Source organism: Pseudomonas sp. RT6P73 (genome assembly GCF_054897715.1).
Genome location: NZ_JBUBUV010000002.1, coordinates 2,814,366 through 2,825,290, shown reverse-complemented (window position 1 = coordinate 2,825,290; position 10,925 = coordinate 2,814,366). Strand labels below are relative to the sequence as shown.

At 60.5% G+C, this 10,925-nt stretch carries 8 protein-coding genes; 4 read left to right on the top strand and 4 right to left on the bottom strand.

All coding sequences use genetic code 11. The annotated features are described in order from the left end of the window. Positions 1–51 precede the first annotated feature (51 nt). Complete coding sequence (locus ACYZT6_RS13470; RefSeq protein ID WP_462027316.1) at positions 52–798, top strand: SDR family oxidoreductase; 747 nt, start codon at positions 52–54, stop codon at positions 796–798. 150 nt (positions 799–948) lie between these two features. On the opposite strand, the gene mapR is transcribed toward ACYZT6_RS13470, so the two are convergent. The 3 genes from mapR to ACYZT6_RS13455 all read right to left on the bottom strand — a co-directional run bounded on the left by mapR (position 949) and on the right by ACYZT6_RS13455 (position 4,364). Beyond that, positions 949–2,358 carry a GntR family transcriptional regulator MpaR gene (gene mapR / locus ACYZT6_RS13465; protein WP_462027315.1) on the bottom strand — a complete coding sequence of 470 codons (1,410 nt, stop codon included), beginning with the start codon at positions 2,356–2,358 and terminating at the stop codon, positions 949–951. A gap of 148 nt (positions 2,359–2,506) precedes the next feature. Continuing rightward, the gene (gene ccoG / locus ACYZT6_RS13460) at positions 2,507–3,934 is read right to left on the bottom strand and encodes a cytochrome c oxidase accessory protein CcoG (RefSeq protein WP_462027314.1); all 1,428 of its coding nucleotides are present in this window, start codon (positions 3,932–3,934) and stop codon (positions 2,507–2,509) included. A gap of 196 nt (positions 3,935–4,130) precedes the next feature. After that, a complete protein-coding gene (locus tag ACYZT6_RS13455; protein ID WP_462027313.1) occupies positions 4,131–4,364 on the bottom strand; it encodes a DUF3203 family protein in 234 nt (77 codons plus the stop codon). Between the two features lie 126 nt (positions 4,365–4,490). On the opposite strand from ACYZT6_RS13455, the gene ACYZT6_RS13450 reads away from it, so the two are divergent. Further along, positions 4,491–5,003, top strand: coding sequence for an MgtC/SapB family protein (locus ACYZT6_RS13450; RefSeq protein ID WP_462027312.1), 513 nt, complete (start codon positions 4,491–4,493; stop codon positions 5,001–5,003). A 3-nt stretch (positions 5,004–5,006) separates the two neighbouring features. Here the strand turns inward: ACYZT6_RS13450 and ACYZT6_RS13445 are convergent, their stop codons facing one another. Continuing rightward, entirely contained in the window at positions 5,007–5,174 is a 168-nt protein-coding gene (locus ACYZT6_RS13445) for a hypothetical protein (protein WP_462027311.1), read from the bottom strand. A 207-nt stretch (positions 5,175–5,381) separates the two neighbouring features. On the opposite strand from ACYZT6_RS13445, the gene ACYZT6_RS13440 reads away from it, so the two are divergent. Continuing rightward, a complete protein-coding gene (locus tag ACYZT6_RS13440) occupies positions 5,382–7,379 on the top strand; it encodes an alpha-1,4-glucan--maltose-1-phosphate maltosyltransferase (RefSeq protein WP_462027310.1) in 1,998 nt (665 codons plus the stop codon). Between the two features lie 204 nt (positions 7,380–7,583). Further along, complete coding sequence (gene treS, locus ACYZT6_RS13435; RefSeq protein WP_462027309.1) at positions 7,584–10,925, top strand: maltose alpha-D-glucosyltransferase; 3,342 nt, start codon at positions 7,584–7,586, stop codon at positions 10,923–10,925.

The following is a 10,925-nucleotide window of genomic DNA, read 5'->3' as shown; positions in this document are numbered from 1 at the left end:
TGGCGGGTATTCTTGGCCCCGACTGCTTACGCGTGGAGGGGGAAAGTCAGCATGGACAAGGTCATTGTCATCACCGGCGGCGGCCGTGGCATCGGCGCTGCAACCGCGCTGTTGGCCGCAGGGCTTGGCTATCGGATCTGTATCAACTATCAGTCCGACGAGTCGGCTGCGCATAGCGTCCTGGCGCAAGTTCGCGAACTGGGCGCTCAAGCCATTGCAGTGCGCGCTGACGTCAGCATCGAAGACGAAGTGATCAGTCTGTTCCACCGTGTCGACACCGAACTGGGTCGGGTCACGGCGCTGGTGAACAACGCCGGCACCGTCGGACATAAATCCCGCGTCGATGAAATGTCCGAGTTCCGCATTCTCAAAACCCTCAAGACCAACGTCCTGGCACCGATCCTCTGCGCCAAGCACGCGATCATGCGCATGTCGCCCAAACACGGCGGGCAGGGCGGCAGCATCGTCAATGTCTCCTCGGTAGCCTCGCGCTTGGGCTCGCCCAATGAGTATGTGGACTACGCCGCCTCTAAAGGCGCGCTGGACAGCTTCACCATCGGCCTGTCCAAGGAAGTGGCGGGCGAGGGCATTCGCGTCAACGCGGTGCGGCCAGGATTCATCTACACCGACTTCCATGCACTGAGCGGTGATCCGGATCGGGTCAGCAAGCTGGAATCAGCGATTCCGATGGCCCGGGGTGGCCGGCCGGATGAAGTGGCGGAGGCGATTATCTGGTTGCTGTCGGACAAGGCTTCGTATGCGACGGGGACTTTTGTTGATCTGGGTGGTGGGCGCTAAGCCCCAAGATTCTTGTTGCCGGATCTGGCCTCATCGCGAGCAGGCTCGCTCCCACAGGGTGTGGTGGTGTTCACAAATAATGTGTTCACATCAATCCACTGTGGGAGCGAGCCTGCTCGCGATAGCAATCTCTCAAACGACAAAGCAGTGTCAGAACGACCGCACAATCCGCCCCAACGTCTCCATCGCCTTCTCCGAATCCTCATTCCACGGACTGCCGTAATTCAGCCGAATACAATTCCTGAACCGCTGTGTCGGTGAAAAGATCGGCCCCGGCGCGATGCTGATGCCTTGCGCCAATGCCATCTGGAACAACTTCAACGAATCCATCTGCGGTGGCAGTTCCAGCCATAGAAAGTAGCCCCCGGCCGGTTGGCTGACGCGTGTCTGCGCCGGGAAGTAGCGGGCGATGGCGGCGAGCATGGCGCTTTGCTGTTCTTCCAGGGCGTAGCGCAGTTTACGCAGGTGCCGGTCGTAGCCGCCGTGTTGCAGGTAGTCGGCGATGGCGGCCTGGGCCGGCATCGAGGCACACAGCGAGGTCATGAGTTTCAGGCGCTCGATCTTCTGCGCGTAACGCCCGGCGGCGACCCAGCCGATCCGGTAGCCCGGGGCCAGGCTCTTGGCGAAGGAACCGCAATGCATCACCAGCCCTTCGGTATCAAACGCCTTGGCCGGTTTCGGCGCCTGTTGGCCGTAGTAAAGTTCGGCGTAGACGTCGTCCTCGATCAGAGGCACCTGGTGGCTGCGCAATAATTCGACCAGCTCCTGTTTCTTCGCTTCGGGCATGGTGGCGCCCATCGGGTTCTGGAAACTGGTCATGCACCAGCAGGCCTTGATCGGGTGGCGTTCCAGGGTTTGCGCGAGCACGCCCAGGTCGATCCCGTCGCGCGGGTGCACCGGAATCTCAACGGCTTTGAGCTTCAGCCGTTCCAGTATTTGCAGGCAGGCATAGAACGCCGGCGCTTCGATGGCCACCAGGTCGCCGGGTTCGGTAACCGCTTGCAGGCACAGGTTCAGCGCTTCCAGCGCGCCGTTGGTGATCAGCAATTCTTCCATCGGCAGCATCAGCCCGCCGACCATGTAGCGCAGGGCAATCTGGCGACGCAGCTGTGGGTTGCCCGGCGACATGTCGGTGACGACCATGCGCGGGTCCATGTCCCGGGCGGCGCTGGCCAGGGAGCGGGACAGGCGCTGCAACGGGAACAGGGTCGGACTGGGGAAGGCTGAGCCGAAGGGCACGGTGGTCGGGTCCTTGATCGAGTCGAGGACTGAGAACACCAGTTCGCTGACGTCGACTTCGGTGGATTCGTTGACCTGGCTGCTGATCACCGGCTCTGAGAACGGGCTCGGCGCGTGCGCGTTGACGAAGTAGCCGGAGCGAGGCCGGGCGCGGATCAGGCCACGGCGTTCGAGAAGGTAATAGGCCTGGAACACGGTGGACGGGCTGACCCCGTACGTCTGGCTGGCGTAGCGCACCGACGGCACGCGCTGGCCGGGGCCGAGAACGCCGGAGCGGATCAGTTCAGCGATGTCGTCGGCGAATTTTTCGTAGCGTTTCATCTAAGTCCCGCAATCGAATGGGTTCAATTAGCTGTTGTGGCGAGGGGGCTTGCCCCCGTTGGGCTGCGCAGCGGCCCCAAAATTTTACGACTGCTGCGCAGCCGAACGGGGGCAAGCTCCCTCGCCACAGGCACCGCAGTCTAAGGGATCAACGGTTCATCGGCGCAACAAACCGGCTTTTGGCCACGCTGTAGATGTCCGGCTCGTCACTGTCGACAATCTTGAAACTGATCGTCTGCGAGCTGCTGCTCGGCCGGTCCGCCAGCATTGCCACCGACACCGGCACATCGACAATCTCGCCCGGCGCCAGGCTCAGTTCGGTCTTGCCTTGCAGCTGGAAGCCTTCGCCATCCACCAGGCTCAGCTGGTAATCCTGACGCAGCTGGGTCTTGTTGATGACCTTCAGGCTGTAGATGTTTTCGATCTGCCCCTGACTGTTCTCGCGGAACAGCCCACGGTCTTTGCTCACGTCCAGCGACACCATCGGCCGTTCGACCAGGGCGAGGGCGAGGGCACCGATCATCACCAGCAGCACCGCGGTGTAACCGATCAGCCGCGGCCGCAGCAGGTGGGTCTTGCCACCCTGCAACTCATGCTCCGAGGTATAGCTGATCAGGCCACGGGCATAGCCCATTTTGTCCATGATCGAATCGCAGGCGTCGATACACGCCGCGCAGCCGATGCACTCCATCTGCAAACCGTCGCGAATGTCGATCCCGGTCGGGCAGACCTGCACGCACACATGGCAATCGATGCAATCACCCAAACCGGCCTCGGCCGGTTTCACGTCACGTTTGCGCGGGCCACGGTTTTCACCACGGGCCACGTCGTAGGAAATGGTCAGGGTGTCCTTGTCGAACATCACGCTCTGGAACCGCGCATACGGGCACATGTGCATGCACACCGCTTCACGCAGCCAACCGGCGTTTATGTACGTCGCGCCGGTGAAGAACAGCACCCAGAACAGGCTGACACCGCCCATTTGCAAGGTCAGCAGTTCTTCGGCCAGCGGCCGGATCGGCGTGAAGTAACCGACAAAGGTCAGCCCGGTGAGCAGGCTGATGGCCAGCCACAGGGTGTGCTTCGCCGAGCGGCGGAACAGTTTGTTCAGGCCCCACGGCGCGGCTTGCAGCTTGATCCGCTGGTTGCGTTCGCCTTCGGTGATCTTCTCGCACCACATGAAGATCCAGGTCCAGGAGCTCTGCGGGCAGGTGTAACCGCACCAGACTCGACCGGCAAAAACGGTGATCGCAAAAAGGCCGAACGCGGCGATGATCAGCAGCGCCGAGAGCAGGATGAAGTCCTGTGGCCAGAAAGTCGCGCCGAAGATGTGGAATTTGCTTTCGGAAAGGTCCCAGAGCACCGCCTGACGGTCGCCCCAGTTGAGCCACACGGTGCCGAAGAACAGCAAAAACAGAAATCCCGCACCGCTCAATCGCAAGGTACGGAACAGGCCGGTGAAGCTGCGGGTGTGGATCAGGTTGTCGCTGGACTTGGCCTTTATCTTTGGACGTAAAGGCTCGCTTTTTATAAATGAGGCAGGTTCTACGATTCGGACGGGGATTCTTTCGCTCATGGTCTTTCGCTCATCAGCCTCCATCAGGCATGAGCACTATGACCAGCGATCTGTTTGCATAACAGACTCAGGTATTGCAATAAAAAGCGGATCAGATGGGGGCTGATCCGCTGCCTGCGACAACTTGATGCACCCCGTCACGGCTGGGCGCAGTCGCCTATATCAGGCGCCTGCTGGCGTTGTTGATCCGGGTCAGTCAAATCACCGAATCACTGTCGGTGGCCTTCAAATGCCTGCGACCGTCCACTGCGCCTGCTACGGTCAATGCGTCGGCTTCTGCTTCGGTAATGTAGACACGCTGGCCGTTGATCAACACCGCCGACATGGCTTTTTCCGAGTCGGTGATGATCGTGACATCGGGACACAGGCGAATTTCTTCGCCGTTCTCGGTGATGAAAAAGCAGGTCTGGTTTTCGATGCGCACAGTCATGGCAGTGTCCTTTTTTTTGCGGGTTCTAAACTGTTAGGGCGCATCCGACGGTCATCGTTCTGTGCAACCGATTAATGGTCGGCGCGGTCCATCCTTCCAATAACAATCAATCACAAGGATTGCACCATGGACGCCTGGTGGCATGAGGTTTGGGTAACGCTGCAAGCGGAGTTCGCCGACATCGGCGATGCGTCACAACTGACAGGTATAACCGTGAGATTGCTGATCGCGGCGATTTTGGGCGGGATTCTCGGCTTCGAGCGTGAGCAAAAAGGCAAGGCTGCCGGGGTGCGCACGCACATGCTGGTGGCGCTGGGCGCGGCGCTGTTTGTGCTGGTGCCGCAGATGTCCGGCTCCCAGGCCGATGCCATGAGCCGGGTGGTGCAAGGCGTGATTGCCGGGATCGGCTTCCTCTGTGCCGGCACCATCCTGAAAAACCAGGGAGGCGATGATGGCCATGTCAAAGGCCTGACCACCGCCGCCGGGTTGTGGATGACCGCCGCCATCGGTGTCTCGGCCGGACTGGGTCGCGAGGCGACGGCGGTGTTCAGTACGCTGCTGGCATTGGCGATTTTCAGCGTGATGCCGAGGATCGTGAGAATGTTCGACAGGGAAACAGACGAGCAAGAGCGACCGTAGCCATCACTCTGGCGTCAGGATCACCGGCGGCATGGTGGCTGGCGGCTCTTCCCTAGGCGGTGGAGTGGTTCCCGGCGGCTCTTGCTCGGGTACCGGTTCCGGCTCGGTCGGCGGAATGGTCGGGTTGTCGATGTTCGGATCGGGTGTTTCGGCCGGGATTGGAATACTCATCGTTGAAGCCTCCAGTGGCACATGGCGTAAGTCGTGCTTAAGTTGATTGACCGTCGCGCAAGGGATTTGATTCCCCGGCAAATGGGCGTGAACTTTTCCCCGCGCTTGTCGCTCGGAACCTAAGTGAGTTCATTTCGGGACCGACGGTTCCGCGTGAACGACGACCAGACACATGAGCGTCCATGGGGCGTTAAGGAGAGATGCTCGATGACTGCTGAAAAACCGACAGAGCTGAACTACAACCCTCATATGCCGCTGTCGCAGGCTCTGCTGCTGCCGCGCATCGCCATCGAAAACATCATGCCGACCCTGGACGGCGGGCAGTTTGCTGCCAAGGCCGTGGTGGGGCAGGACGTGGTGGTCACCGCCAAAGTATTCGCCGATGGTCACGACAAACTGGCCGTGCGCATACGCTGGCGTGACGACGGCGACGAAGCCTGGCAGAGCGAGGTCATGACCGACCTTGGCAACAACGGCTGGCAGGGCCAGTTCCGTGTCGAGCAGCAGGGCCGCTACGTCTTCTGTGTCGAGGCCTGGATCGATCAGTTCGCCAGCTTCTGTTATGAGATTGAGAAAAAGAACATCGCGGGTGTGCCCGTCAGCCTGGAATTGCAGGAAGGGCGCAACCAGGTGCAACAAGCGGCCGAACGCTCGGAAGGGCCGTTGAGCGAAGAGCTGGCGGCGTTGCACCATGAGCTGTCCGGTCTGCTCGAAACCGAGCAGGTCGCCCTGTTTCTGCACCAACGTAGCGCCGACCTGATGGCTCAGGCCGATCACCGCGCTTACTTGAGTCTCAGCCCCGAGTTTGCGCTGGACGTCGAGCGGGAGCTGGCGCAGTTCGCCAGTTGGTACGAGTTGTTTCCGCGCTCGATCACCGACGATCCCGCCCGTCACGGCACGTTTAACGATGTGCACTCGCGTCTGGCGACGATTCAGGACATGGGTTTCGATGTGCTGTACTTCCCGCCGATCCACCCGATCGGCCGCAGCTTCCGTAAAGGCCCGAACAATTCACTGACCGCCGGCCCCGACGATCCGGGCAGCCCGTATGCCATCGGCAGCGAAGAGGGCGGGCACGAGGCGATTCATTCCGAACTCGGCACGCGCGAAGACTTCCGTCGACTGGTTTCAGCGGCGGCGGATCACGGACTGGAAATTGCCCTCGATTTCGCGATCCAGTGTTCCCAGGATCACCCGTGGCTCAAACAGCACCCGGGCTGGTTCAACTGGCGCCCTGACGGCACGATCAAATACGCAGAGAACCCGCCGAAAAAATACCAGGACATCGTCAACGTCGATTTCTATGCCAGCGATGCGATCCCCAGTCTGTGGGTCGAACTGCGGGACATCGTGGTCGGTTGGGTCGAGGAGGGCGTGAAGATCTTTCGCGTCGACAACCCTCACACCAAGCCGCTGCCGTTCTGGCAATGGCTGATCGCCGATGTGCGGGCGTTGTACCCCGAGGTGATGTTCCTCGCGGAAGCCTTTACCACCCCGGCGATGATGGCGCGGCTGGGCAAGGTCGGTTACTCCCAGAGCTACACCTACTTCACCTGGCGCAATACCAAAACGGAACTGGCGACCTATTTCACCGAGCTCAATGAGTCGCCGTGGCGCGAATGCTACCGGCCGAATTTCTTCGTCAATACGCCGGACATCAATCCCGCGTTTTTGCATGAGTCCGGGCGCGCCGGTTTTCTGATCCGCGCGGCGTTGGCAACTATGGGTTCAGGGCTGTGGGGCATGTATTCGGGTTTCGAACTGTGTGAAGCCGCGCCGGTGCCGGGCAAGGAGGAGTACCTCAATTCCGAGAAGTACGAAATCCGCCCACGGGACTTCAATGCGCCGGGCAACATCATCGCCGAGATTGCCCAGCTCAACCGCATCCGCCGGCAAAATCCGGCGCTGCACACGCACCTGGGCTTGACGGTCTACAACGCGTGGAACGACAACATTCTGTATTTCGGCAAACGCAGCGCGGATGGCAGCAACTTCATTCTGGTGGCCGTCAGCCTCGACCCGCATAACGTCCAGGAAGCGAACTTCGAATTGCCGCTGTGGGAAATGGGCTTGCCCGACGACGCCAGCACCCAGGGCGAAGACTTGATGAGCGGCCATCGCTGGACCTGGCACGGCAAGTACCAGTTCATGCGGATCGACCCGGCGCATCAACCGTTCAGCATCTGGCGAATCACCGCTTCCTGACTGTCGTGGGGGCTTTTGTGGCGAGGGGACTTGTCCCCGTTGGGTCGCGAAGCGGCCCCCCAATCAGCCCAAACACAGCATTAACCAGATCAATCGCATGCGACTGCTTCGCAGCCGAACGGGGACAAGTCCCTTCGCCACTAACGCCTTATTCCAAAGCGAATGGCTCGGTGGTGGCTATTTCGAATTCAACAGGAGTTTCAAATGGCGAAGAAACCCAAGGCAGCCACCTTCATCAAGGACCCGCTCTGGTACAAGGATGCGGTGATCTACCAGGTACACGTTAAGTCTTTTTTCGACTCCAACAATGACGGCATCGGCGACTTTCCCGGCCTTATCGCCAAACTCGATTACATTGCCGACCTCGGCGTCAACACCATCTGGCTCTTGCCCTTCTATCCGTCGCCACGGCGTGACGATGGCTATGACATTGCCGAGTACCGTGGCGTCCACCCCGATTACGGCACCATGGCCGACGCCAAGCGTTTCATCTCCGAGGCCCATAAACGTGGCCTGCGGGTGATTACCGAGCTGGTCATCAACCACACCTCCGACCAGCACGCCTGGTTCCAGCGCGCGCGTAAAGCCAAACCCGGTTCGGCGGCGCGAGACTTCTACGTCTGGTCCGATGACGATCACAAATACGACGGCACCCGCATCATCTTTCTCGACACCGAGAAGTCCAACTGGACCTGGGACCCGGTCGCCGGCCAGTATTTCTGGCACCGGTTCTATTCGCACCAGCCAGACCTGAACTTCGACAACCCGCAAGTCATGAAAGCGGTGCTGTCGGTGATGCGCTACTGGCTCGACATGGGCATCGACGGCCTGCGGCTGGACGCGATTCCGTACCTGATCGAGCGCGACGGCACCAACAACGAAAACCTGCCCGAGACCCACGACGTCCTCAAGCAGATCCGTGCCGAAATCGACGCCAATTACCCGGACCGCATGCTGCTGGCCGAGGCCAACCAATGGCCGGAAGACACCCAGTTGTACTTCGGTGACACCGATAAAAAAGGCCTCAACGGCGACGAATGCCACATGGCCTTCCATTTCCCGTTGATGCCGCGCATGTACATGGCGCTGGCCCAGGAAGATCGCTTTCCGATCACCGACATCCTACGTCAGACCCCGGAGATCCCGGCCAACTGTCAATGGGCGATTTTTCTGCGCAACCACGATGAGCTGACCCTGGAAATGGTCACCGACAAAGAGCGCGATTACCTGTGGAATTACTACGCGGCCGACCGTCGGGCGCGGATCAACCTGGGCATTCGCCGCCGTCTGGCGCCATTGATGGAGCGTGATCGTCGTCGCGTGGAACTGCTCAACAGTCTGCTGCTGTCGATGCCGGGCACGCCGACGATGTATTACGGCGATGAAATCGGCATGGGCGACAACATCTACCTCGGCGACCGTGACGGCGTGCGCACGCCGATGCAGTGGTCGATCGACCGTAACGGCGGTTTCTCCCGCGCCGACCCGGCGAGCCTGGTGCTGCCACCGATCATGGACCCGCAATACGGTTACCTGTCGGTCAACGTTGAAACCCAGGCCGGCGACCCGCATTCGCTGCTGAACTGGACCCGCCGGATGCTCGCCGTGCGCAAGCAGTCCAAGGCCTTTGGTCGCGGCACGCTGAAAATGCTCTCGCCGAGCAATCGACGGATTCTGGCCTACACCCGTGAATACACCGGGCCGGATGGCAAATACGAAACCATCCTGTGCGTCGCCAACGTATCGCGCAGTGCGCAAGCGGCCGAGCTGGACCTGTCGGCCTACGTCGGCATGGTGCCGGTGGAGATGCTCGGCGGTAACGCCTTTCCGCCGATCGGCCAGTTGAATTTCCTCCTGACACTGGCGCCGTACGGCTTTTACTGGTTCGGACTCGCCGCGGAGAATCAAATGCCTAGCTGGCACGTAGAACCGGCGCAAAGCCTGCCGGACTTCACCACCCTGGTGCTGAAAAAACGCCTGGAAGAACTGCTCGAGGCGCCGTCCCGCGGCACGCTGGAGCAGGGCATCCTGCCCAATTGGTTGCAGAACCGCCGCTGGTTCGCCGGCAAGGACGCGGCCATCGAGAAGGTCAACCTGGCCTACGGCGTGCGCTTCGGTGACGCGCAGCATCCGGTGCTTTTGAGCGAAATCGAAGTCACCAGCGGCGGCCAGACCAGCCGTTACCAGTTGCCGTTCGGCTTCATTGCCGATGATCAGGTCGGCCCGGCGTTGCCGCAGCAACTGGCATTGTCCAGGGTGCGACGTGGCCCACAGGTGGGTTTGATCACCGATGCGTTCAGCCTGGAAAACTTTATCCGCGCGGTATTGCATGGCATGCAGGAAAGCACCGTGTTGCCTTCGGACGGCGGCGAGATTCGTTTCGAACCGACCGCTGAGTTGGCCAAATTGGGCCTGACCGCGGAATCGGAGGTGCGCTACCTGTCCGCCGAACAGTCCAACAGTTCGGTGGTGATCGGCAGCAGCCTGGTGCTGAAGCTGATCCGCAAGGTCGCCTCGGGCGTGCACCCAGAGCTGGAAATGAGCGCGTACCTGACCCATGCCGGTTTCAGCAATATTTCGCCGCTGTTGGGTTCGGTGGTTCGCCGCGATGCCAAGGGCGAAGACAATCTGCTGATGATTGCCCAAGGCTATTTGAGCAATCAGGGCGACGCCTGGGAATGGACCCAGAACAACCTCGAACGGGCGATACGCGACGAACTGGCCGACGCCATGTCCGAGCAGGAGCAGCACTACAACGCCTTGGGTGAACTGAGGGACTTCGCCGGCATGCTCGGCCAGCGGTTGGGTGAAATGCACCAGGTGCTGGCGGCCCCGACCGATGACCCGGACTTCGCCCCGCAGGCCACCACACAGAAAGATGCCCTGGCCTCGGCCAAGGATGTCGCGGCGCAACTCGAGCACTCGCTGAAGTTGCTCAAACAGCATCAAAGCGAACTGAACCCGGCAGACAAAGCGCTGGTCACTCGTTTACTGGACAACAAAAAAGCCATCCTCAGCCATGTCCAGGACCTGGGCAAAAAAGCCGTCGGCGGTTTACGCATTCGCGTCCACGGCGACTTGCACCTGGGGCAGGTGCTGGTGATCAAGGGCGATGCTTATCTGATCGACTTCGAGGGTGAGCCGGCGCGGCCGCTGAGCGAACGACGCGGCAAGCACAGCCCGTACAAAGATGTCAGTGGCGTACTGCGCTCCTTCGATTACGCCGCAGCGATGGCGATCAACGTGCACAACGTCGACAACACTGCCGAGGCCCGCGCGGCACGGCAACGGGTAGCCGACCGTTATCTGAATGAAGCAAAACAGGCATTTGTCGACGCTTATCGGCTGGCGGCAGCTAGTCTTGCTCATGCGTGGCAAGATCCGGAAGGCGAGGACGCCGCGTTGGCGTTGTTCGGGCTGGAGAAGGCGGCGTATGAGGTGGCCTATGAGGCGGAAAATCGCCCCACCTGGTTGCCGGTGCCATTGCACGGTTTGTTTGGATTATTGAGTGGGCTTAAACCCTTTTCCGATCTTGGTGGAGAGTAG

Coding starts and splice junctions, on each gene's coding strand:
- ACYZT6_RS13470 (WP_462027316.1), top strand. CDS start 52: ATGGACAAGGTCATTGTCATCACCGGCGGCGGCCGTGGCATCGGCGCT.
- mapR (WP_462027315.1), bottom strand. CDS start 2,358: ATGAAACGCTACGAAAAATTCGCCGACGACATCGCTGAACTGATCCGC.
- ccoG (WP_462027314.1), bottom strand. CDS start 3,934: ATGAGCGAAAGAATCCCCGTCCGAATCGTAGAACCTGCCTCATTTATA.
- ACYZT6_RS13455 (WP_462027313.1), bottom strand. CDS start 4,364: ATGACTGTGCGCATCGAAAACCAGACCTGCTTTTTCATCACCGAGAAC.
- ACYZT6_RS13450 (WP_462027312.1), top strand. CDS start 4,491: ATGGACGCCTGGTGGCATGAGGTTTGGGTAACGCTGCAAGCGGAGTTC.
- ACYZT6_RS13445 (WP_462027311.1), bottom strand. CDS start 5,174: ATGAGTATTCCAATCCCGGCCGAAACACCCGATCCGAACATCGACAAC.
- ACYZT6_RS13440 (WP_462027310.1), top strand. CDS start 5,382: ATGACTGCTGAAAAACCGACAGAGCTGAACTACAACCCTCATATGCCG.
- treS (WP_462027309.1), top strand. CDS start 7,584: ATGGCGAAGAAACCCAAGGCAGCCACCTTCATCAAGGACCCGCTCTGG.